This window comes from Corallococcus sp. AB030 (genome assembly GCF_003668965.1).
Taxonomy (GTDB): domain Bacteria; phylum Myxococcota; class Myxococcia; order Myxococcales; family Myxococcaceae; genus Corallococcus; species Corallococcus exiguus.
The window spans coordinates 133,678-156,159 of sequence record NZ_RAWQ01000001.1 but is presented as its reverse complement, the minus strand read 5'-3'; the positions used below and the strand labels follow the sequence as shown (position 1 = coordinate 156,159).

The following is a 22,482-nucleotide window of genomic DNA, read 5'->3' as shown; positions in this document are numbered from 1 at the left end:
CGATGCCCGGCTGCTCCAACCGAAGGTGCTTGCCCGGGGCCAGACGCCGCCGGGGCCCTCAGCCGCTTCGCTTCGCCCTCGCGGCCTTCTTCGCCACGGTCTTCTTCGCCACGGTCTTCTTCACGGCGGTCTTCTTCACCTTCGCGGCCTTCTTCGCCGGGCTTTTCGCCTTCGCTGCCTTCTTCGCTCCTTCGCCCACGGCCTTCGGAGTCCGTTCACCCGGTGAGCGCGGGACGGTCGCCTGCTCCATCGCGGGCACCCGAGGTTCGGCGGGCAGGCCCGGGCCGACGTCGTGGGCGGTCGTCCGCCAGGCCATACGCGGGCGCAGGTGCTCCCCCCACGCCGGGTGCGTCAGCTGGATGTCCAGGAAGGGGCCGGACCGCGTCACCTTCGACACGAAGGCCCGCGCGTTCGCGTTCATCCACTCGCTGGTGAAGACCTTGCGCCCCCCCACCTCCCGCACGAGCGCCGCGTCCTTCAGGTGTCGGTAGTTGCTGAACTCGGCGTCCTCCGCCTTCTCGATGGGGTCGTAGATCAACATCAATGCGAACACGGCGTGAGGCGCGGGCTTCCCGGCGTCAGGGTGAACGCGCGCCACCGACAGGCGGACGGCATGCCGGGACACACCGAGGACTCGGACCGCGTAGAGATCAGACATCCCACGAGGATACCGCGCGCACCGCGGGCCGGCTCAGCTCCCCGGAGCGGTCGAGACGTGGGCCATCATGGGCAGGACGTTCCGCGGCCCGGGCACGTTCGAGCCCAGGCGCAGGAAGCGCAGCCAGGCGCCCCGGGGGGAGCGGTAGGGGCGCACGCGGCCGTCGTCGACGCGGTGGACCTGCGTCTCCAGCTCCACCACCGCGCCCCCGGGGTGGGCCGCCGGGCGGCACTCACCTATCCTCGGGGCCTCGCACCGGAGTCAGCGAGCCCGAGGGAGCGCACACCATGTCACGGTCGCAGCCACGTCCCGCGCAGCCTTCCCTCGAAGCGATGACGGACGCGGTGCGCTCACCCGACGCGACCCGGGCGGACACCGACCTGCTCATCGCGGCGCTGCGACGGGCCCCCACGGAAGAGGAGACGCCCCGGGCACGGGCGGATCTGCTGCTGGAGTTGCTGGTGCCGGACCACCCGGTGGGCGACCGCGCGGGCCGCGAAGGGGTGACGGTGCGGCAGGCGGCGAAGGACGCCCTGTTGGATCTGGGCCACCCCTACGCGCTGGAGTTGCCGCCGGAGGTGCTGGCTCGGGAAGCGCGGCGCCGGACGCGACTCGGAGGCTTCGGGGTCGCCGTCGCGACGGCCTCCATGCTCTACCAGTCGGGCCTCTTCTACGCGTTCCTGCTGCACGACGGCGTGGTGCACAACCAGCACTCCATCCACCGCCCGCCCGAGCAGCTCACGCGAGACCGCGTGGTGCCGTGGGCGCTGTTCACCCTGAGCGGCTTGTTGCCGGCCCTGGTTTCATTGGGCGGCCATGCCTTGAAGCGCAGGTGGCTCCAGAACACCGGCTGGTCGCTCATCCTGGCGCAGGCGCTGCTTTGGACGGGGGTTGTCTGCCTTTCCATGACCAAGATTGGCCCGTCCGGATTCACCGCGCTGGCGCCCTGGCACGTGGCGTGGTTGAGCGCCTGGACAATGCGTCCGACACGTTGATGGCCCTGCTGGAGGACGCGACTGAGCCCCTCAACGCCCGGCCCGGCGCAACGCAAGGCGCCGGGCCGCGAGCATTCCGACCAGCCACCCCACCCAGGCGGTGGAGGGCTCTGAGGTAGGGGAGGCACTGGCGCAGCCCCCGCCCCCCACGTTCGGATCCGGATCCGGGTCGGGATCCGTCGTCGGGTCCTCGGGCTTGACCCGGATCTCCAGCGTGTCCGTGTCAACGAGCAGCGGACCGACGCTCACGGTCAGCTCGAAGTGCATCGGCGTTTCGCTCGAAACGATGGGCGCCAGGAACCACGCGGACGCGGTGCCTCCGCCCGTCAGCTCCACGGGCGGACCATCGAGCTGCCGCCACGTGTACGTCATCACGGTCCCCGGCGCGGTCGAGTGTCCCGAGCCCTGGAGCGTGACCGCCGCGCCACTTTCGACGAGCTGATCCTCACCGGCGTTGGCGCTCGGCATACAGGTGCCCGCGTTGGGGATGACGGCCTTGAACGGCTTGCCGACCACGCCTGACAGCACGACGTTGTCCACCTCCCAGCCATGGGACTCCACGTACCAGGGTGAGCCGAACCGGAACCGCAGCTGGACCGTCTTCCCGGCGAACCGCGAGCCGAAATCCAACTTCGTGCCCTGGTTCATCCGTGGCCAGACGCTGCTCTGTGCGACGAACGCCTGACGTCCGCCCAGGGTGTTGCTCGTGGTCGAGTCGATCTTCCCCCCGTACCCCGGTTCGACATACTTGCTCACGTCCTCCCAGGTCTGGCCACCATCCTGGGTGAGCTCGATCACGCCGCCCGTCCAGAAGGTCTTCCGGCCCGTCCAGGAGTCCACGTCGAAGGCGAAGCGATGCCGGTGGTCGAACGTCACAGTGAAGGGCACGGAGCCCGACACCGTGAGGCGGGGCGAGACCAGTGCCGTGTCCGCGACGTCGGGGCCGTCCGCGCTGAACCAGACATGGTTGGCAGCATCCACCGTGCTGTCCGGGGCCAGCACCCGTTGCCACGCCTGGTCCGCGGACCCCTCCAGCACCGCCGTGCTCCAGGTCGTCGTGGGGAGCTCCAGGGTGTCCGTCGTGGAGGACTCCTCGTCGTGATCCATTTTGAGGATGTGCCGGAGCGGGACGGGGGCCTGGCAGAAGCCGGAGCCGCTTGGCGTGAGCGTCAGCTCCAGGTCTCGCGTGAGCGAAGGCGAGGCGGCCAACTCGATGGGGATGGCCATGGAGATGGACCCGAAGGGCGGCACTGGCGGCACGGACAGCTCCCCCGTGGGGAGGGACACCTCGCTCGGCCGGCTGCTGGTGATGGTCACGGTGGTCCCCGCGGAGGCCACGGGCCCCAGGTTCGTGATCTTGAGGTGCAGGGAACCCGCCTCCCCGGCATCGAGGACGCCATCCGGCACCGCATCGCACGCGCGGCGGGCATCATCCACGTTCACGAACTCGAAGCGCAGATCCGCCTGGGCCGTGTACGCCTCGTGGATCTCCGTGAAGAACAGGGACCTGCGCGGAGGGGAACGGGCGCAGGTGCCCGCGCCCCTCCGAGCGAAGGCCTCGGCCAGGAGGAGCATGTCGCGCGGGTCCTGGGGATTCCAGCTGCCGGCCGCCATGAGCAGGGCGTCGCGCTGTTCCGTGTGGGTGGGGTCCACGGGCGCCAGCATCATCCCGGCGACGACGTAGTCCGCCATGCGCCGCTTCGCCTCCGCGAAGGACGCGAAGCGCGAGCCCGGCTTCCGGGCCTCGTCGAGCAGCGCCAGGTAGCCATCGAAGAGCATCGAGGCCCAGACCTCGCCCGCGTTGTGCCATTCGGAGTTGAACCCACCGTTGTCGCGGAGCGGGTGCTCCAGGGGAAGGGGCTCCTCGTCGCTGAGGTGGCGGAGGCGGAGCGCGTTCTTCGTGGGGTCGCGGGAGTAGGGGACCCGGCGGACTCCGTAATAGGGGCTGTCGCCATAGACATGCGCGGCATATCCACCAATCCCATACGTGCCGTTGTAGCCGAAACCATCATCCTCCTGGACCATCAGGTGGAGAGCGATGAAGTCCCCCCAGCCCTCGCTCTGCGCGAAGCACACGGACAGGTTGCAATCCACCAGCCGCTGGTGGAGCAGGTGTCCCCACTCGTGCGACACGAGGGTGTTGTCAATCGCCCCGTCCCGCTCGGGGTCGGACGCGCGGATCATCGTCCCGGTCACCGCCCCGTTGGCGAGCAGGCCCTTCAAGGTCTGCCCCGTCTCAAACGAAACGGACAGCAGCGGAAGGGTAGGGTCGAGCAGCGGATCCGACTCGACCATGTTGGGCGGAGCGGCGCCAGCGGTGTGGTTGAGGACGATGAGGCCGGCCGCGCCCGCGGCCTGGGCATTCACCGCCTTGAGCTCGTAGGAGCAGTTGCCACCCCGGTCGGCCAGGACGATGGCGCCCGAGACGTCGTTCGTCAGCGCCTGGCAGGCGGTGGTCACCGACGGGGAACCGCTCTGGGCCATGACGAGCCGGAGCGAGTCCAGGTGGAAGGTGCGCGGGCCGAAGTTGGCCTTGCCCGTGGCGTAGTCCGTCCCCGCGACCTGGAACGACCGGGTCTCTGGCATCGTGAAGAGGTACATCTCCAGGCGGGGTGCCTGGCCGTCATCCGGCACGTAGATGGCGACGTTGTCGCGCGCCTGGGGGTTGGGGCCCTGGTTCTGGGCCTCGGCGAGCAGCGCGTCGCCCTCCAGGCCGCCCCGGCCGTAGTTCGTCTGCTGGGCGTTGCCCGCGGCTTCCGTGAAGCCGGAGGCGTAGAAGTAATCGTGCAGCCAGTTGGTCGTGTAGAAGAGGCTGGTGATGGCGGCCTGCGTCTGGGATGGCCGGGCCAGGGGCCCCAGCGTGGGCTCGTAGTCGTAATGGAAGTCACGGGTGCCGGGATTCACGAAGGCCCACGTGTCGGAGCCCTCGGTATAGCCATCCGGGTCGAAGTGGTCCGCATAGGCGGACACGTTGTTGCCGGAGCTGGTGGTCGCGCCCGGAGGCAGCCAGGAGTCCACTCCGCCCGCGTGGGCGCGTCCGTCCACGGTGATGTTTCGCGGGGACTCGAAGGCCGGCTCGAACGTCGCGTCGGGAATGCCCGTGGGATGCGGCGTGAAGTCCTGCAGGGGACCATCCCGGGGCGTCCCGTCCGCGTCCGCCCAGACGCGGTAGGAATGGCTGTCATGGAAGATGCGATTGCTGCGCTGGAGCGTGCCACCCTGGCCGGCATCCACCAGGTATTCATAGCCGCGCCGGCCCTCCTGCCCGGTGCGCTCCGCGAGCACGTTCACGGCCCAGGCGGGCACGAGCCGGTCCGCCTGGGGGAAGTACACCTGCCGGACCTCGGCGGGGACGACCAATGACACGCCCGCGCGCTTCGCGCCCCGGCCGGGAGCGAGGTCGAACCGCAGACGGCCCGTGGACGTCGCCGCCGCCTGGGCGACCACGGCCTTGTCATCCAGCGTGATGTTGTAGAGGTCTCCCAACGCGGCGGCCACCGCCTGGGACGCGGACGTCCGGAAGGGGCTCAGGGCCGTCGCCCGTGCACCCTCCACGCCGTCATGCAGGTTGCCGGTGATGGCGACGAGCGACAGGTCGCGCGTCATCAGCACCTTCAGCTCGTTGCGGACCACGTCGATGCCGCCCAAGCGCTGGCGGAAGGCCACGATGATGCCGCCACGGCCCGTGTCGTGGATCCGGTGCACGAAGGCGGCTTGAAGCGCGCTGGGGGACAGGCGGTACAGGGCCGCGTGCTGCTCCAGGTAGCGCCGCGCGGCGGCTTCGGGCGTTTGCAGCGCCGGGCGGTTGGCCGGCGGTCCCCGCGGTGCCCACGCCAGCGTCGGGACGCCGCGCTCCGCGTCCCTGGCGACGACGGTGAGGGGCCGTGATGCGTCCGTGACGTCCCCAGCCTGCGTTTCCAGGCCGGGGACCTTGTCAGCGGGGGCTTCCGCCGCGCAACCCATCCAGAAGGCGAGCAGCATTCCTCCCGTGGCTGTGCGGCTCCTCAGATTTTTGAGCACCTTGGCCCCCACTGTCGCGGTTTCTCGCGGACGCGTGAATCCTGCCATCAATTGCAGATGTCGGTGTCCCGCAGCCGGCTGAGCTGTCCGACGGCATTGCCTTTCAGTGAGCGTGCGTAGATTCCACCCACCCAGCTCCCGCCGGAGAAGTTGACGTTGGCATTCGGGGCAAGAACCGTGCCGTAGAAGCCATAGTCAAAGGCGGTGAGGCTGGTGGCATCCGGGAGGTTGAAGAGGATGCCGTGCTCGTCGATGCCGCCGCTGAACGTGTGGCCGAAGTTGGTGAAGGTCGCGGACGTACCCCGGACGTTGATGACGGCCAGGCTGTTGGCGGGAGCATTGATGGACAGCAGCGTGGCGCCGGTGAAGTACGAGGCCTTGACGTCGAAGAAGTTCACCTTCGGATCCGTGCCGGTGAGCATGACGCCTCCCCAGGACTCGCGCGTGGCGGTGCCGTTGGAGGGAAGGGCGCCCAGTTCAGCGGAGAGTGCCTTCAGGGCGCTGCCCTGATTGGTGAAGTTGATGGGCGTCGCCCGGGCCACGTTCCCACGGGGGTAGTAGACGTTGGGCTCCTGGATGAGCTTCCCGCCGTACCGGGCTTCGCCCCAGACATAGCCATTGGCCAGGGAGAGGGTCCCGCCCGCGACCAGGACGTTGGCCGTGTCGGTCGCGGGCAGCATCGCGCCCACGGAGAAGTTCTGGAGGGAGATGTTGCGGCCCGCGGCCAGCTTGCCCTGGACCTCGTTGCCCTGCTGGTAGTCCTCCAGCACGAAGAGGTTGTACTCGCCCAGCCGGATCGGGATGCAGGACGCGGAGCTTTCGTCCCCCACCGTGACGGTGATGCTGGTGAGCACCGTGCCGTTGCGGATCATGACGGTGGCCATGCCCTTGGAGACGCCCGTCAGCGTCCCGTCAGCGGTGATGGTGGCGATGCCCGTGTTGGAGACCGAGTAGAGCGTGCCTCGCGAGGGCGAGGAGATGTCCCTCACCACGCCGTCCGTGTACTTGCCGTTCGCCACCAGCTTCAGCTTCGAGCCGGGGCCTCTCAGGACGGCGTCCCCGTTGAGGATCTGGATGGAGCTCAGCTGGGCGGAGCTGCTGACGGTCAGGGGGATGCGCGCGGAGCTCAACATCCGGCCCTGGCTGTCGATGCCGAACGCGACGAGCTCCATGGAGCCCAGCGCTTGCGCCGGAATCCGGAATGGAGTCGTGAAGGGCCCCGACTCGAGGATGGATGCCGCGCCCTCGCCCACGATGAGGACGGTTTCTGGCTGGAAGCCTCCTGCCCCGGCGACGCTCACCGCCACCGTGCCTCCCGGCGACACCACGGTGCCGGGTTGGGGGGACGTGATGATCAGGGTGCCCGTGGCGGCGGTGGCGCGGGCCTCACGGACGCGCTCCGGGGCCAACTGCGCGCTGGCCTCCCCGCAGCTGTTCACCGGTGGAATGGTGCTGGGCCTGGGAATGGAGGCGACGAAGTCCGGCCCGCCGACAGGGCTGTTGAGCAACTGGCGGATCTTGTCCCGGTGGGCCGCGTTGATCTGGACCTTGAAGTGCTCCGTGTTCCGGTTCGTCACATCCACGGTGAAGGGGGTGATGGCCGAGCTGCTCATCGCGGTGCCGCCCCGTTGTTCCGCGGTCCCGGCGAAGACGTCGTGCGGGTCGTTGCAGAACAGCAGGCTGTCGGGACCCAGGATGAGCTTCTGCCGCTGCGGCAGGGGCAGGGAGCGGGAGAGCGGGTGGTGGGTCTCCGTCTGATGGTAGAGCACCTTGATCCCATCCGGAAGGAGGCCCCACGTGGGGGTCCGCGCCAGGGGTTGTGCTCCCTCGCCGACGATGAAGTGCGTGGGGACGTCCGTCTGTCGGAGGTTGTTGATGAGCGCGCTGCCCACCTGGAGGTCGTCGATGGCCGCGCCTCCAGGCATGTCGAGCACGATGTTTTGGGTCGCAGCGAGGGCGGCCTTCACCTGCGTCCAGACGGCAGGGAACGCGACCCTGAGGTCGTCGCGCATGCGGACGAACTCGGTGGCCATGCGCGTCCCCTCATGGGGCGTGTTCAGGCTGATGAGCCGGTTGATGTCACCCTCCTTGAAGGTCGCGACGCTCCGGTAGTTGGCCGAGTCGACGTACTTGCGGGTCAGCAGGCCGCCCGCGCCGTGGGCGACGACGTCCACCTGGGTGACGGCGTTCTGGCCCTGACGCATCTTGGTCAGCGCCGAGTAGATGGCGTTGGGGACCGCGAGCTCGTTGGCCTCCAGGGTCAAGCTGGCCGAGCTCGTCGCGGAGTAGTCCGCGCACGTCGTCTGGAAGAGGTTGCTCGCGGCGATGCCCTCCGTCCCCTGCCAGGCGGAGCACGAGGACCAGAGGTCGTGGACGAGCACCAGCGGCGGCCGGACGATGGAGAGCTCGACCGTCGACGTGTAGCTCGCTCCCGACGCGGGTGTGTAGACGCCGGAGAGCGTCACCAGGCGCGAGGTGGCGGTCTCGAAGCCCCCGCTGTTGAAGTCCGGGGGGCTGGTGTAGAGCGCGAACGCGTAGTGCACGCCGCCCACGGGAACGGTGGGGACGGTGACGGAGGCCGCCCGGGTGGTGGTCCCGACCGCGCCCAGGCCGCCGTTGGCCGGGCTGGTCCCGCTGAGTGAGAAGGTCATGGACCCGGCGGAGGGCATCTTCGCGCGCACCAGGACCTGCGTCACGCCGTCCGCGGCCACGCCCTGGACCGGGGGAATCGCCGCGGAAGACGGCGCCGACAGCTGCGTGACGTCCGTCACCACGGCGCCCGTATACGGGTGGATGAGGGTCGGGTTCGGGTTGACCACCTCCATGCTGGAGAAGGTGATGTTGTCGATGACCACCGCGGAGTCCAGGACGCCGTCACCCAGGTCGCTGATCTCGAACTCGATGGTGACCTGCCCGCCGCGCAGGACCTCGAAGTTGACGGTGCGGAAGTCGGTGATGCCCGCATCGGGGAACAGCATGATTTCAGGCGGGTAGGTGGCCGGGAAGAAGTCCACCCCGGACGGGTCGTCCGAGAACAGCGTGTCGTAGCCGGTGCCCGCCGCGCGCGTGGACGAGACGTCGAAGAACTGCGCGCTGTTCACCGACGAGTCCGCGACGGTGCGCGTGCCCAGCCCGTCGATGACGCGCGCGGTGAACGTGTCGTTGTACTGCGTCCCGACATACTCGGGGGACTCGGCGCTGAGGAACCGGAAGTCGAAGGTCACCCGGTTGCTGCTGGCCGGCACGTTGAGCGTGACGCGGTAGAGGACCTTGTCGCCCTCGACGCCCTCGGGCGGGTAGTCCGTGCCCGGCTCTGGCAGGTTGGCGACGTTGATGTTGCCCGTGCTCATGATGAACAGCGAGCTGCCCCTGCGCGGCGTGATGTTGCCGTACGACGGCGCCACCATGGCCGCCTGCGGATTGGGGCTGGTGAGCGACGCGCTCGCTACCACCCCCGCCGGCAGGTCCAGCGCGGAGTTGACCTCCGCGACGGTGGCGAGCGAGGCCTTGACGGTGCCGGGCTTCGCCAGGGCCTTCTTCGCGATGCGCTGGCGCTCGGCCAGGGCCTCCGCGCTCAAGACCCGGAGGGGCTTCTCGGGAGTGGCGGGCTCGGGAGGATCTCCGCACGCCGCCAGGGCGACGAACAGCGGGAGCAGGTAGGTCTTGAACGGCTGCATCGGGTTCACTCCGTGACGTTGAACGCGTGGGTGCTTCGCGAAAAGGGAAGGGCGTCCCCACGGCGGCAACGGCACGGCCACCCCACGCTCGAAAGCCGTGGGGTGGCCGCATCAGCCATGCCGTGGGGGCTGGGGTTACTTGCGCTGGAGCGACAGCTGGTAGTCGCGGTGCCAGCGGCTGGGGAGCCGGGCCAGCATGTCGCCCGTCTTGGGCTGCTGCGCGATGGCCTCGTACTTCTTCTGGATCTGCCCGTCGCCCACCAGGAAGCCGTTGGCGTACACCGCAGTCTGGTCTTCACCGAGCAGGGCCTTCTCCGTCTTGGAGCCGACCTTGACGTTGTAGACCTTGCCGGTGAACGCCTCGCGGGTCACCGCGGTGAGCTTGCTGGGGCCCGTGCGGGTCATCACCAGGTCCCCCGTGCGCAGGTCGCGGGCCTGCACCATGCCGCGCGCCACGGCCTGGATGGGGTGCATCTCCGTCATCAGCAGGCTGCGGCCCGCCTCGTCGTGGATGCGCACCATGGGGGTCGTCTCGATGCCGACGGCCGTGTCCATGATGGTGAGGGACGGGTTGTAGGGGTTGGTGACGTGGTCACCGGCCTTCAGGGACTCGATGGCGGCCGGCTTGCCCTCGGCCATGGCGATTTCGGTGCCCTCGGCCAGGCAGCTGTTGGTGACGGTGATCTTCTTGAAGACGTAGTCCGGGCGGACGGCGGCCGGATCATTGCTCAGGGTGATGGAGGAGCGGTACTTGGTGCCCGCGGAGATGAGCGGCAGGGAGATGAGCGCGGTCAGCTTCGCGGAGTCCTGCATCTGGCGGCAGCCGTCGTCGAAGAAGGCGGCGTTGGTGCCCGTGAGGTCCCAGGAGAAGGTCTTCTTGTCCGTGCTCAGGGTGACGCGGTTCCAGAACTGGTTCATCTTGCCCACGAGCGTGTTGCCGTCGGTGACGTCGCAGCCGCCGCCCGTGTTGGTGAGGATGAGCTTGAGGTGGCCGGCGTCCGGGCGGGCCACGCCCGAGTTCAGGTCCGCCTTGAGCTGGGTGATGACGGCGTCGTCGAAGACGTGGCTGCTGGTGACGGAGATGGAGCCCTGCAGCGGCAGCTTGACGGAGTTCAGGTTGCCCGTCAGGTCGTAGTCGCAGTCCTGGGTCCAGGTGCGGTTGAGGCACACGGAGATGAGGTTGTCGTTGAACGCGACGTCGAGCGGCGCGAGCACCGTGAGGCCGCCCAGGCGGGGCGCCTCGTTGACGACGGGGCCGCCTTCGACGCCCATCTCCGTGAAGATGTACGAGTCCATGACGTTCTGGCCGGCGGACTCCTCGACCTTGTAGGAGGACACGCGGTAGCGCTTGAGGGTCGTCAGCGCCAGGTTGCCCGTGGCGTTGATGGTGACGTTGTAGCCACCGTCGAACTCCTCGCGCCACGCCAGGTCGCCCAGCGCGTTGCCGCTGGAGTCCGAGTAGCTGGTGTCGACGTAGGTGTAGATGGCGCCGCCCGGGAAGGTGGAGCTGGCGGTGCCCAGGCCGTCATTGGCCACCGCGGTCGTCTCACCCGTGCTGGCCTCCTCGATGAGGTGCATCTCCTGGCGGTCCGCGGTCCCCACCAGGCTGTTGGCCTCCGGGGGCAGCAGGCCGGGCGCGTAGCCCCGGGCCACCTGGTCCTGGCGCCGCTGCTCCAGGGCCTTGAACAGGTAGGGCGAGTTCTCCGGCGTCTTGCCCGCGAGCTTGAGGCGGGACAGGGCGAAGCGGTGCTGCGCCGGGTCCGCCAGGTTCAGGCGGATCCGCACGTCCGGCTTCGCGATGGAGTGCAGGTACTTCTGGTCGGAGAGGTAGGTGGTCCACTCGGCCCGGCTCAGCCGGCCCGGTTCACCCAGGCCCTGCTGGTTGCGGCCGTGGAACTCCGGCGTGGACTCCTGGGGGTTCGACGTGCAGCTGGACAGCAGGCTCAAGCCGGTGCCCGCGAGCACCAGATAACGACGCATGCGCATCATGTTGCATCCTCCTTGCTTCAGACGATGGGGTAGGGACGCGAGAGACGAGACGGCTTGAAGGTCACTGGCAGGCGTCGGCGTAGTCCGGGCAGCAGTCGCCGTACTGGACGCAGCTCTCTTCGCAGAAGCAGCCGTAGCCGGGGCCACCGCACAGGCCCCTGCAGCTGGCGACCGTGTTGCTGCAGGTGTAGTTGCCCTGGTTCAGGTCGCTGAAGAGGAAGGTGTTGGGGGAGCCGCGCGTGTCCGTGACGCACTCCAGGCTCGCGGAGCCCTTGACGTTGGCCTCCACCTGGGTGGTGCGGGCGTTGAGGTGGTCCGTCAGGTATTGCGCGGCGACGCCCGCGACGTGGGGACTGGCCATGGACGTGCCGTCGATGACGTTGGTGGCGGTGGTGCTCCCAATCCAGGCGCCGAGGATGGTGACGCCCGGCGCGAAGATGTCCACGCAATTGCCGAAGTTGGAGAACCACGCGCGCCGATCACTGTCGTCCGTGGCGGCCACGGTGATGGCCCCGGGCGTGCTCGCCGGAGAGCGGGTGCACGCGTCCGTGGACTCATTGCCCGCGGCGACGACGAAGGTCACGCCCGCGTTGATGGCGTTGGTGACGGCGGCGTTGACGGTGGGGGACATCCCGCCGCCCAGGCTCATGTTGGCGACGCAGGGGCCGTTCTGGGTGGCGCAGTTGGAGCGGACGAAGTCCACACCCGCGATGACGCCCTCCCACGTCCCGCCGCCGCCACAGTTCAGCACGCGGACGGGGTGGATGCGGGCCTTCTTGGCCATGCCGTACTGAGTTCCCGCGGCCGTGCTGCTCACGTGCGTGCCGTGGCCGTGGCAGTCCTCCACGCCGCGCCCGTCGTTGATGGCGCTGAAGCCGTTGCCGATGCGGCCGGTGAACTCGGTGTGGGTCGAGTTGATGCCGGTGTCGACGACGTAGAGGTGCACGCCGAAGCCGGTGCGGCCGTGGTCGTTGTAGATGCCGTCGCGGCCCAGCCGCTGATCCACGCGGTCGGTGCCGTCCGCGGGGCTGGGGAAGGGGGTGTTGATGCTGACGGCCGCGTTCTCTTCGATATAGGCGACGGCCGGGTTGGCGCGGAGCCTGGCGAGCTCCGTGGCGTCCAGCTTCGCGGAGAACCCGGGCACGATGGAGTACTGGTGCATCAGCGCGTTGGCGCCGCCCGCCTGGACGACCTCCGCCACCGCGGTGTCGATGGCGGACGTGTTCACCTCCGACTCGAAGACCACGATGTACTCACCGGAGATGGCCAGGCCCGGAGGCGCCGCGTTCAGGGGCGCCACGCGGCTCATGAGCTTCGCCGGCGGCGGCGTGCCGACGTCCTGGGCGCCCGGGTCGCTGCATCCGCCCAGCGCCAGCGTGAGCATGCCCATCCAGGGCAGGAGTTGGCTTCTCATGGCGGTGGCGCGGCTGGGGCGTGTCTGGTTTGTCGACATGTGGCCTCCTGTGCTGCAGGTGTGGATGTGCCTCCGGCGTCGTGGCCGTGGGGGCCGAACGCGCTCGGGCGGAAGGTGGTTGATGGGTGCGGTGGGGCAGGGGCGGGTGCCGTGCTCCACCAGGGCGATGCTGTGTGCTGTCCGGCACAGACCGGGTGTTCGCGTCTTAAAGACGCGACCCGGAATCAAGCTATGCAATCTTTATCAGAATTCACGAGGAGTGAATTGTTATTGCGTGGCTGTGCGGCGCCGCATCGTGGAAAACCGCATCAGGCCTCCGTGAGGATGCGGCTGAGGCTCAAATCGAGCTGGCTCTCCACGGAGCGCAGGACGCTGGTGAAGTCCTGGGAGGAGAGGTCCAGGCGTTCCTTCAACAGGCGCCGCGTCTCGTCATGGACGTCCTGCTGGGCGCTCTGGAGCCACCGGGACGCGGTGGATTGGTTGACGTTGAACAGGGCGCCAATCTTGGTGGTGGACAGCCGGTCCACGAAGTGGAGGCGCAGCAGGTACCGGGGCTTGCTGGACAGGGCGGCGAAGGCGTCCTCCATGGCCTGGCGGAACTCGCCCTCGTAGCGCCGCTGGATGGCCTCCGTCTCTGGGTCTCCCACGGAGGCGGGCAGGGACTCGAGGATGGCCTCGTCGCCCGTCGCGTCCTCTTCGCGCGCCGTGCGCAGCAGGCTGAGGGCGGTGCGCACGGACACGACGCGCAGCCAGTTGGCGAGCGGGCTGCGGCCGGAGTACTCCGAAATCCGAGGAGGCCTGTTGGTGCGCACCAACAGGTGTTCACGCACCTGTTGCCGGACGTCATCGAGCACGGCCTCCGTCAGCTTCATGTGCCCCAGCGTCGCGGGGATGCTCGCGATGTAGCGCCGCTCGAACGCGGCCAGCGCCACGGGATGCCCTCGGCACAGGCGCAGGCCAGGTAGAGGTCGCCGGGAGTGAGTTGAGCGAAGATCCCTGCGATGCCGGTTCGGACTGACGGACTGGGAGTGTGTGTAGCCAGGGAGGCAACGAAGGCGTCCTGGGAGAGGGGAATGTCCGGCCAGGGCCGACATCCCTCCGCCCAGACCTGTCGCAGCAGGCCCTCCAGGGCTTCGAGTTGCACTGCCTCTTCGACGTGCCAGCTCGCGCGCGACAGGAACGCTGGTGCGAGTTTCATGTTCCCCCCCTTCACACGACGACCTGATTATGCCTTGAGTTCTCGTTTTAAGGCTAGTCGTATGCTCATGGCCCTCTGGAACCACGAAACATCGCAATGGATCCGGAACATGAACGTTACATGCGAGGCTGCTGCTGGCTGTTTCGAGGGGGGGATGAGATTGCCGTCCAATTGCCTATGCGATGAGGACGTGGTTGCCCTGTTCGAGGGCCGGCTGCCGGTGACGGCGAACGTCCTGGCGCATCATCATGCGGCTCGTTGCCCCGCGTGCCGGGCGCTGCTGGTGACGCTCGCGCATGGAGACGCCCTGCCGCCGGAGACCCAGCCGCTGGAGGGAGGAGGGCGCTGTTCGCGTCGACCTTGCGTGACAGGCGCCACCTGGACGCCGCCGGAGGTTCTGGACGGGTTCCGGTTGGAGCGGTTGTTGGGGCGGGGCGGCATGGGGGCCGTCTACCTGGCGCGGGATGCGACGGGGGAGCGACGGGTGGCGCTGAAGGTGTGTGTCGCGCTCCAGCCGGATGCGGGAATGCTCGCGAGCTTCGCCACCGAGGCGCGCGCCATCGCACGGATCCAGCACCCGAACGTGGTGACCATGTATGGCGCGGGTGAGTTCGACGGGCGGCCGTACCTCGTCTACGAGTACGTGGACGGAAAGAGCCTGGCGGAGCTGCGGACGCCACTGCCATGGCAGCGGGTGCTCGACATCGCGGAGGGGCTCGCGTCAGGGCTGCGCGCCGCGCACCAGGGTGGGGTGCTGCACCGCGACCTCAAGCCCGGCAACGCCATCCTGAAACCTGACGGCACGGTGAAGCTGATCGATTTCGGGCTCGCGACGTTCGTGGGGCGCGGAGTCACGGCGCCTCGAGTGGTGCGGGAGGTGGTGGGGACGCCGCGCTACCTGGCGCCGGAGATCCGCATGGGCGAGTCCGCGACCCCGCGGAGTGACCTCCACGCGCTGGGGTTGCTGTTGTTCGAGCTGTGCACGGGCCGGTTGCCTCCGGCGCGGCGTGGCCCGGCGGCGCTGTTGACGGAGTGGCTCCCTGGAATCAATCCGGGCTTCGCCGCCGTCATCGCGTGCTGTCTCGCGGAGGAACCCGCGGAGCGATTCGCACAGGCGGACGTGCTCTGCGCCGTGCTGGAGCACCTGCGACCGTGGTGGTCCTCAGTCCCGCCGTGCCCAGAGCACATCCCAGGTCCAATCCGGGAAGGTCTGCCCGGGGCGGGTGATCCGCACCCGCAGCTGGGAGGCGGCGACCTGGGCCCCCTGTCGTCGCGCCTCATCGAACAGCTGGGTGCGCAGGCCGGGCACGTCCACGTAGCTCGCGAACAGCATGCCTGACTCCCCCACGGGCTCGGGCGGGGAGAGGCCTGGCTCGGCGGGCTTGAGCCCCCAGTCCACCAGGACGTCCGGATACACCTCGTCCAGGTCCATCAGCTCGACACGGACGCCCCGGGCCCCACAGGGACAATGGGTTCGGGCTTCATGGGGGCACGATCAGAGCATGGGGGAGAAGGGCTTCTTGAGGGTCAGCGTGAGGCCAATCTCCCGGCCATACGGGAGGCGGCCCGACAGGTCCCGTCCGTCCTGGAAGGGGACGTTGAAGCGGAGGCCCACGGAGCCGTAGACGAAGCCGAGGAAGGGCGCCACGTGGAGCGACGTCGTGGGCCGGTGGGCCGCCGTCCCCGTTTCGTGGGCCACGCCCGCCTCAAGCCCGAAGAGCAGGAAGGTGCCCTGGACGCCGCCACACAGCCGCGCATGGTCGCCGTCCATCCACTGCCCCTGTCCAAAGACGCCCACGGCGCCCGACCTGAAGGATCTCATGCTGTTGTTGTGCATCGCCACGTTGAGCGTGGACTCCAGGCCCACGCCCCAGGTGGTGTCCTCCTGGCGGCGGCTCACGCTCAGCAGCGGGCCCACCGTGTACCAGGGTTGCGGCGAGCCGTAGTCAGGCGACGCGGCTGGGACCATCAGGGCGAGCAGGGCAAGGGCGTTCATCGCGCCAGGATACGCGGGTGCCCCGCCATCACCCCGGTTCCCCTCCAGACACTGTCCATGCAAGGGGATGCGTTACGCTCTTCCCCATGGCTCCCTCACCCTTCCATGCGGAGTTCCGCGTACTCATCGGTCCGGACTGGGTGCCGCTTCAGTCCCTGGAGGGGCTGGAGGCCGAAGCGGTGGACATGTACCTCCGTCGCCCGTCCGTGACCTGTTGCAGCTTCCAGGGCGGATTCTTCATCGACGTGGGCGGCCACCCCTTCAGCGATGACGGCTCGGTGGACGAGTTCTGGATGACCTGGAGCTGGTTCTTCGCGCTGAAGGCGCTGCTCGATGGCGCGGCGGAGGCGGGCGCCAACCCCTGGGAAGAGTCACACATGCGGCTCTGGCGCCAGGGGGACGTCTTGAGCATGGAGGACCGGAGCGCCTCGGAGAAACCCCTCTCGCCCCGGGTCGAAGTGGCGTTTCTTCCCTTCGCCCAATCCCTGGCGCGGCAGGGGCTTGCGTTCCTCGCGTGGGCGGAGCGGGTGCTCGCGGCGCTCGACGCGCGCGAGCCTCCGGTGCCTGATGCCCTGAAGGCGGAGTTCAGCCAGGCCTTGAAGCTTCCCCGCGACGTCCTGGAAGACGTCGCCTCCAGGGTGGGCGTGACGGCTACCGGGAGATGAGGATCACATCCTCATCCTGTTCCAGCCGGTACGTTCCGTCAGGCTGCTGGCAACGCTCGGCATGCGCACGGATTCGCGCATCGAGCCTTCCCGCCTCGTCCGGGTTCAGGACCGCCAGCTGCGCGGCCGTGTAACACCCCTCCAGCACGAGGAAGCGGCAGAGCGTGTACATCTCCTCGAAGGTCTGCGCGGCGAACCCGCTCATCGTCGGGATCGCCTCGTGGGGTAGGTGCTTCCGCTGCAACTCGGCGACGACCTCCTCGCTGAAATGCAGGGAGTCGGAGAACTCACGGCACATCGCATGGGTCGGCCCGCGGGCGGCGGCCATCACAATCAGACAACTGCCGCCGGGCCGCACGAAGCCGAGCAGTCTGTCAATGAAGCCGCCCCATTCAGACACAGGGACGTGATACAGGACGTGCGAGCAGACGACGAGGTCATATCTGTCATTGGAAGCGTACCGCTCCAGGGGGACAGGGATGACCGTCGCCTTCTCATGATGGAAGCCGGAGCTCTGCTCGGGGTGGGGTTCGAGCAGGGTGAGCGAGTCGAAGTGCGGCGCGAGCCGTTCCGCGACCTTGCCCGCCCCCGCTCCGACGTCCAGCAGGGTGGGGTGCTTGGAGAGACCTGGGAGCAGTCTCTCCGTGACGATCTGGTGGAGGTTCGTTGGATGCCTTGCGGACGCCGCGAGAATGCGGAACGCCGTGGCGTACTCCTGCGGTGACATCGTGATTGCCATGATTCTCCCCGGTGTCAGGACGACTGCCGGGGAGAGGCTACCATTCCGTCGCGCGGGGGGCTCGGAGACCCGTCTTGCTAAGACTTCTTCTGGGAACGAGCCCGGGCCGGCTCGGGTGCCTTCCCCGAGGCAGCCTTCGCAGCGCCACTGACGAATTCCGCCAGGTGCTTGCCGGTCAGCGTCGACTTCGCCGCCACCAGGTCGGCCGGGGTGCCTTCGAACACGATGCGTCCGCCGTCGTGGCCCGCGCCCGGCCCCAGGTCGATGATCCAGTCCGCGTGCGCCATCACCGCCTGGTTGTGCTCGATCACGATGACGGACTTCCCGGAGTCGACCAGCCGGTCCAACAGCCCGAGCAGCTGCTCGAGGTCGGCCAGATGCAGACCGGTGGTCGGCTCATCGAGCACGTAGACGCCGCCTTCGTCCCCCATGTGCGTCGCGAGCTTGAGGCGCTGCCGCTCGCCACCCGACAGCGTGGTGAGTGGCTGGCCGAGCCGGAGGTAGCTGAGGCCCACGTCGGCCATGCGCTGAAGAATGGCGGACGCGGCCGGCGTCTGCGCCTTGCCGGAGCCGAAGAAGGCGACCGCGTCCTTCACGGGCAGGTCGAGCACCTGGGCGATGTTGAGCCCTCCGAGCTTGTACTCCAGCACCGACGCCTGGAACCGCCGGCCTTCGCAGTCCTCGCAGACCGTGGTGACGCCGGCCATCATCGCCAGGTCGGTGTAGATGACACCGGCGCCATTGCAGGTCGGGCAGGCGCCTTCGGAGTTGGCGCTGAACAGGGCGGGCTTCACGCCGTTGGCCTTCGCGAACGCCTTGCGGATCGGCTCCAGCAGGTCGGTGTACGTCGCCGGGTTGCTCCGCCGCGAGCCGCGAATCGGAGCCTGGTCGATGGACACCACCCCGTCCCGGTTGCCCACCGAGCCGTGGATCAGCGAACTCTTGCCGGACCCCGCCACGCCGGTCACCACCACCAGCACGCCGAGCGGGATGTCGACGTCGACCTTCTTCAGGTTGTGTGTGCCGGCGCCGCGCACCTTCAGCACGCCAGACGGCTTGCGCACGGACGACTTCAGGGCGACCCGGTCGCTCAGGTGGCGCCCGGTGAGCGTGTCGCTCGCGCGCAGCGCCTCGACGGTGCCTTCGAAGACCACCTCGCCGCCAGCGGTGCCGGCTCCGGGGCCCAGGTCGACGACGTGGTCTGCGATCGCGATCATCTCCGGCTTGTGCTCGACCACGAGCACGGTGTTGCCCTTGTCGCGCAGCCGCAGCAGCAGTTCGTTCATCCGCTGGATGTCGTGCGGGTGCAGTCCGACCGTCGGCTCGTCGAAGACGTAGGTCACGTCCGTGAGCGAGGACCCGAGGTGGCGGATCATCTTGGTGCGCTGCGCCTCACCGCCCGACAGCGTGCCGGCGGGCCGGTCGAGGCTGAGGTAACCCAGGCCGATCTCCACGAACGATTCGAGCGTGTGCCGCAGCGACGCCAGCAGCGGGGCGACGGATGGCGAGTCCAGGCCGCGCACCCACTCGGCCAGGTCGCTGATCTGCATCGCGCAGGCGTCGGCGATGTTGATGCCCTTGATCTTGGAGGACCGGGCGGGCGCGCTGAGCCGGGTGCCCTTGCATTCGGGGCAGGAGGTGAACGTGACCGCGCGCTCCACGAACGCACGGATGTGCGGCTGCATGGCGTCCACGTCCTTGGACAGGAACGACTTCTGGATCCGCAGGATGAGCCCCTCGTAGGTGAGGTTCATCTTGTCGACCTTCACCTTGGTCTGTTCCTTGTAGAGGAAGTCGTGAAGCTCCTGCTTGGTGTACTTGCGGATCGGCTTGTCCGGGTCGATGAAGCCCGAGGCCCCGAAGATGCGCACGAGCCAGCCGTCCACGTTGTAGCCGGGGATGGTGAGGGCGCCCTCGTTGAGCGACTTGCTGTCGTCATACAGCTGGGTCAGGTCGATGTCGCTGACCTGCCCCATGCCCTCGCACTTCGGACACATGCCGCCGGTGACGTTGAAGACCTTCTTCTCGGTCTTGCTGCCCTCGCCCTTCTCGACGGTCATCTCGCCTGATGCGCGGACCGACGGGACGTTGAAGGAGAACGCGTTGGACGAACCGATGTAAGGCTTGCCCAGGCGGCTGAACAGCACGCGCAGCATGGCGTTGGCGTCCGTCGCGGTGCCGACCGTCGAGCGGGAGTTCGCGCCCATGCGCTCCTGGTCGACGATGATGGCGGTCGTGAGTCCTTCCAGGACGTCGACCTCGGGGCGGCCCAGCGTGGGCATGAAGCCCTGGACGAACGCGCTGTAGGTTTCGTTGATCAACCGCTGGGACTCCGCGGCGATGGTGCCGAAGACGAGCGACGACTTGCCGGAGCCGGAGACGCCCGTGAAGACGGTGAGCCGCCGCTTGGGCAGCTCCACGCTGACGTCCTTCAGGTTGTTCTCGCGAGCGCCCTGGACGCGGATGAGGTCATGGCTGTCCGCGGGGCTCGAACGGCGCTGAGCGGCGGTCTTGTCGGAGGAGGTCATGGGTCCATTTTCTCCAGCAGTTGTTCGAGGCGGTCGACGTGCTCCGACCAGAACGCGCGGTAGTGCGCGATCCAGTCGATGAGCGGCTTCATTCCGCGTGGATCCACCCGGTAGTAGGTGCAACGCCCTTCACGCCGGCCCTTCACCAGGCCAGCGCTCTTCAAGGCAGCGAGGTGCTGGGAGACCGCGGGCTGCGAGATGTCGAATCGCGCCGTGAGGTCCTTCACCGCCGCTTCGCCACGCGTGAGTGACACGAGAATCGCCCGGCGGTTCGGGTCCGCCAGTGCCTGGAAGATCTTGTTCTCGGCCACGGCCACGCGCTGCATGCGCGACGCATAAGTTGGGGCTTATGGATAGTCAAGCATGCAGCGCGGGTCGCCGGGGATGCGTCAGAACAACTGCGAGCGCACGGGCGAGTGCATGTCGAGGAACGTCCCGTTGCCCAGCTCGCCGTCGGAGTTGCGGCCCCACGTCCAGACAGTGCCGTCCGGGCGGACCACGACCAGGTGATCACCGCTGGTGTCTGCTGCGGTGAGGCCGCCTTCCAATGCGTCGATACGCACCGGTTCATCCGAGCTGTAGGCGTCATTCCCGAGCTGACCCCAGTCGTTGCGCCCGCCGACCCACACCCCGCCTGTGAAATCCGTTGCTAGGCTGATGTCGAAGTCCGCGACGACGGTGCTCAGGTCGCGGATTGCAATGGGCTCCAGTCCTGACTCGTAGATGGGTTCCCATCCCAGCGCTTGTCCGTAGCCACTATGTCCCCACCCCAAGCCCGTGCCGTCCGAGCGCACCGCGAGAGAATGGAGTCGACCCGCAGATACGGATACTGCATCGATGATGCCCGGGACCTGGACAGGCGTTGAACGATCGATTTTGGTCCCGTCGCCCAACTGGCCGAAGCGATTCTCCCCCCACGCCCAGACGGTGCCATCGTAGCGCACCGCGAGCGAATGGCTGGAACCCGCCGAAATAGCCGTGATACCCGTCAAGCCTTGGACCTGAGTGGGAACCCGACGCGACTGGGTGGTTCCATCGCCCAATTCGCCCGATATGTTGATGCCCCAGGCCCAGACGGTACCGTCGTATTTCAGCGCCAGGGCGAAGCCACCTCCCATGGCGACAGCGCTCACGGACGTCAGCCCGGGTACCTGTCCAGGCGTCATGCGGTCGGTGTTGGTGCCGTTGCCCAGCTGGCCAAAGCTGTTGGAGCCCCAGGCCCAGACTGTTCCGTCCGAGTGAAGTGTCATGGAGGCATTGTTCTCCGCCGTTACCGCAATGACTCCTGTATGCCCGGGCACCGCTGCGGGAATCGCGCGCCGCGTGGTGGTGCCGTCGCCCAACTGGCCGTAGTCATTATCCCCCCACGCCCACACGGTCCCGTCATAGAGGACAGCCAGGGAATACTGTGGGCCAGCCGCCACGGCCACCACGCCCATGAGATTGGGTACTTGCTCGGGGACGAGGTGACGAGGAATCGCGCCGTTGGCCAACTGTCCATACATGTTGCCACCCCATGCCCAGACCGAACCGTCGGAGCGCATGGCCAAAGAATGGCCGTCGCCAGCCGCCGTGGCGACGACGCCCGTCAGCCCTGGGACCTGGATGGGCTTGGAGGTGGACACCTTGTTGCCATTTCCCAACTGGCCGGAGCCGTTGGAGCCCCATGCCCAGACGGTGCCATCGGAGCGTTGCGCGAGCACGTGGTCGTAAGCGCTGACGTCGATGATGCCCGTGAGGTCCGGGACCTGCTTTGGCGTGAGAGACCAAGTGTGGCCGACGGATCCCCATGCCCAGACGGTGCCATTCGACTTCACCGCGAGCGCTCCGTGGGGGCCCGCCGCCGCGGCCGTGATGCCCGACAGTCCTTGCACCTGCACCGGGCTGCATCGCTGGACTTCCGTCCCATCCCCCAACTGGCCACTGAAGTTGTCACCCCAGGCCCAAATGGTGCCATCGGAGCGCAGCGCCAGGGAGTAGTCGCTCCTGGCGAGCACGGCGACTACATTGGTGAGACCGGGCACCTGGGTGGGGATGAGTCGATGGGTCGTGGTTCCGTCGCCCAGCTCGCATTCGGTGTTTTCCCCCCAGGCCCACACCGTGCCGTCAGACTTCACGGCAAGGCTGAAGTACCAGCCCGCAGCGACGGAGGAGACCCCGCTCATTCCTGGTACCTGCGCGGGCGCGGTGCGGCTGTTGTGGGTGCCGTTGCCCAGCTGGCCAAAGCCGTTGGAGCCCCAGGCCCAGACGGTGCCGTCCGAGCGCACCGCCAGTGAGTGGTATGCCCCGCCCGCGACGGACACGACGCCCGACAGCCCCACCGCCTGCACTGGCGAGGAGCGATTTACGCGCGTGCCATCTCCCAGTTGGCCGGTTTCATTTATTCCAGCCGTCCAGACGGTGCCGTCCGGACGGATCGCCAGCGAATGGTCCAGGCCCGCAGCCAGCCGGGTGCGCGGGCTGGTGCGTTTGATGCCAGCGGAGGTTGTTGCGGATTCGGGAGCGGCGGCGTCCGGTTGCGGTTGCCCGCAGCCAGCGAACAGGCACAGCCCGAGCCAGACTCCGGCCAGACGCTGTCCCCAGAGGGAACTCGTGATTGTCAT

The 22,482-nt window shown here is 68.2% G+C and carries 15 protein-coding genes; 3 read left to right on the top strand and 12 right to left on the bottom strand.

Annotated features, from left to right (window positions below):
• Nucleotides 1–58 precede the first annotated feature (58 nt).
• The gene (locus D7Y15_RS44555) at nucleotides 59–541 is read right to left on the bottom strand and encodes a hypothetical protein (protein WP_233604789.1); all 483 of its coding nucleotides are present in this window, start codon (nucleotides 539–541) and stop codon (nucleotides 59–61) included.
• A 150-nt stretch (nucleotides 542–691) separates the two neighbouring features.
• The gene (locus D7Y15_RS44550) at nucleotides 692–856 is read right to left on the bottom strand and encodes a hypothetical protein (protein WP_158624490.1); all 165 of its coding nucleotides are present in this window, start codon (nucleotides 854–856) and stop codon (nucleotides 692–694) included.
• Nucleotides 857–945: 89 nt separating this feature from the next.
• On the opposite strand from D7Y15_RS44550, the gene D7Y15_RS00640 reads away from it, so the two are divergent.
• Entirely contained in the window at nucleotides 946–1,653 is a 708-nt protein-coding gene (locus D7Y15_RS00640) for a hypothetical protein (RefSeq protein ID WP_148712665.1), read from the top strand.
• Between the two features lie 30 nt (nucleotides 1,654–1,683).
• On the opposite strand, the gene D7Y15_RS00635 is transcribed toward D7Y15_RS00640, so the two are convergent.
• The 5 genes from D7Y15_RS00635 to D7Y15_RS00615 all read right to left on the bottom strand — a co-directional run bounded on the left by D7Y15_RS00635 (nucleotide 1,684) and on the right by D7Y15_RS00615 (nucleotide 13,685).
• Nucleotides 1,684–5,634, bottom strand: a complete 3,951-nt coding sequence (locus D7Y15_RS00635; protein WP_158628972.1) for a M36 family metallopeptidase — start codon at nucleotides 5,632–5,634, stop codon at nucleotides 1,684–1,686.
• Nucleotides 5,635–5,720: 86 nt separating this feature from the next.
• A complete protein-coding gene (locus tag D7Y15_RS00630) occupies nucleotides 5,721–9,350 on the bottom strand; it encodes a choice-of-anchor A family protein (protein WP_120578748.1) in 3,630 nt (1,209 codons plus the stop codon).
• Between the two features lie 135 nt (nucleotides 9,351–9,485).
• Nucleotides 9,486–11,339: a Hint domain-containing protein gene (locus tag D7Y15_RS00625; RefSeq protein ID WP_121751368.1), complete on the bottom strand. Its 1,854-nt coding sequence runs from the start codon at nucleotides 11,337–11,339 to the stop codon at nucleotides 9,486–9,488.
• A gap of 61 nt (nucleotides 11,340–11,400) precedes the next feature.
• The gene (locus tag D7Y15_RS00620) at nucleotides 11,401–12,792 is read right to left on the bottom strand and encodes a S8 family serine peptidase (protein ID WP_233604788.1); all 1,392 of its coding nucleotides are present in this window, start codon (nucleotides 12,790–12,792) and stop codon (nucleotides 11,401–11,403) included.
• A gap of 269 nt (nucleotides 12,793–13,061) precedes the next feature.
• A complete protein-coding gene (locus D7Y15_RS00615; protein WP_158628971.1) occupies nucleotides 13,062–13,685 on the bottom strand; it encodes a sigma-70 family RNA polymerase sigma factor in 624 nt (207 codons plus the stop codon).
• 456 nt (nucleotides 13,686–14,141) lie between these two features.
• Between D7Y15_RS00615 and D7Y15_RS00610 the strand changes: the two genes are divergently transcribed.
• Nucleotides 14,142–15,290 (top strand): serine/threonine-protein kinase, encoded by a 1,149-nt coding sequence (locus D7Y15_RS00610; protein ID WP_158628970.1) that lies wholly within the window; start codon nucleotides 14,142–14,144, stop codon nucleotides 15,288–15,290.
• 156 nt (nucleotides 15,291–15,446) lie between these two features.
• On the opposite strand, the gene D7Y15_RS00600 is transcribed toward D7Y15_RS00610, so the two are convergent.
• On the bottom strand, nucleotides 15,447–15,947 hold the full coding sequence (locus tag D7Y15_RS00600) for a hypothetical protein (protein WP_120578743.1): 501 nt from the start codon (nucleotides 15,945–15,947) through the stop codon (nucleotides 15,447–15,449).
• Between the two features lie 86 nt (nucleotides 15,948–16,033).
• On the opposite strand from D7Y15_RS00600, the gene D7Y15_RS00595 reads away from it, so the two are divergent.
• Nucleotides 16,034–16,612: a hypothetical protein gene (locus tag D7Y15_RS00595; protein ID WP_121751366.1), complete on the top strand. Its 579-nt coding sequence runs from the start codon at nucleotides 16,034–16,036 to the stop codon at nucleotides 16,610–16,612.
• Here the strand turns inward: D7Y15_RS00595 and D7Y15_RS00590 are convergent.
• From D7Y15_RS00590 to D7Y15_RS00575, 4 genes are all read right to left on the bottom strand, one after another.
• Nucleotides 16,599–17,351, bottom strand: coding sequence for a bifunctional 2-polyprenyl-6-hydroxyphenol methylase/3-demethylubiquinol 3-O-methyltransferase UbiG (locus tag D7Y15_RS00590; protein WP_120578741.1), 753 nt, complete (start codon nucleotides 17,349–17,351; stop codon nucleotides 16,599–16,601). The two genes, D7Y15_RS00595 and D7Y15_RS00590, sit on opposite strands and share 14 nt — an antisense overlap.
• A 77-nt stretch (nucleotides 17,352–17,428) precedes the next feature.
• The gene (locus tag D7Y15_RS00585) at nucleotides 17,429–19,879 is read right to left on the bottom strand and encodes an excinuclease ABC subunit UvrA (protein WP_121751365.1); all 2,451 of its coding nucleotides are present in this window, start codon (nucleotides 19,877–19,879) and stop codon (nucleotides 17,429–17,431) included.
• Nucleotides 19,876–20,205 (bottom strand): helix-turn-helix transcriptional regulator, encoded by a 330-nt coding sequence (locus D7Y15_RS00580; RefSeq protein ID WP_120578739.1) that lies wholly within the window; start codon nucleotides 20,203–20,205, stop codon nucleotides 19,876–19,878. The genes D7Y15_RS00585 and D7Y15_RS00580 overlap by 4 nt, the downstream gene beginning before the upstream one ends.
• Before the next feature lie 63 nt (nucleotides 20,206–20,268).
• Nucleotides 20,269–22,482 (bottom strand): RCC1 repeat-containing protein, encoded by a 2,214-nt coding sequence (locus tag D7Y15_RS00575; protein WP_121751364.1) that lies wholly within the window; start codon nucleotides 22,480–22,482, stop codon nucleotides 20,269–20,271.

Bases quoted from the DNA above. Each gene is read 5' to 3' on its own strand.
- D7Y15_RS44555 (WP_233604789.1), bottom strand. From the start codon at position 541: ATGTTGATCTACGACCCCATCGAGAAGGCGGAGGACGCCGAGTTCAGC.
- D7Y15_RS00640 (WP_148712665.1), top strand. From the start codon at position 946: ATGTCACGGTCGCAGCCACGTCCCGCGCAGCCTTCCCTCGAAGCGATG.
- D7Y15_RS00635 (WP_158628972.1), bottom strand. From the start codon at position 5,634: ATGCTGCTCGCCTTCTGGATGGGTTGCGCGGCGGAAGCCCCCGCTGAC.
- D7Y15_RS00630 (WP_120578748.1), bottom strand. From the start codon at position 9,350: ATGCAGCCGTTCAAGACCTACCTGCTCCCGCTGTTCGTCGCCCTGGCG.
- D7Y15_RS00625 (WP_121751368.1), bottom strand. From the start codon at position 11,339: ATGATGCGCATGCGTCGTTATCTGGTGCTCGCGGGCACCGGCTTGAGC.
- D7Y15_RS00620 (WP_233604788.1), bottom strand. From the start codon at position 12,792: ATGTCGACAAACCAGACACGCCCCAGCCGCGCCACCGCCATGAGAAGC.
- D7Y15_RS00600 (WP_120578743.1), bottom strand. From the start codon at position 15,947: ATGAACGCCCTTGCCCTGCTCGCCCTGATGGTCCCAGCCGCGTCGCCT.
- D7Y15_RS00595 (WP_121751366.1), top strand. From the start codon at position 16,034: ATGGCTCCCTCACCCTTCCATGCGGAGTTCCGCGTACTCATCGGTCCG.
- D7Y15_RS00590 (WP_120578741.1), bottom strand. From the start codon at position 17,351: ATGGCAATCACGATGTCACCGCAGGAGTACGCCACGGCGTTCCGCATT.
- D7Y15_RS00585 (WP_121751365.1), bottom strand. From the start codon at position 19,879: ATGACCTCCTCCGACAAGACCGCCGCTCAGCGCCGTTCGAGCCCCGCG.
- D7Y15_RS00580 (WP_120578739.1), bottom strand. From the start codon at position 20,205: ATGCAGCGCGTGGCCGTGGCCGAGAACAAGATCTTCCAGGCACTGGCG.
- D7Y15_RS00575 (WP_121751364.1), bottom strand. From the start codon at position 22,482: ATGACAATCACGAGTTCCCTCTGGGGACAGCGTCTGGCCGGAGTCTGG.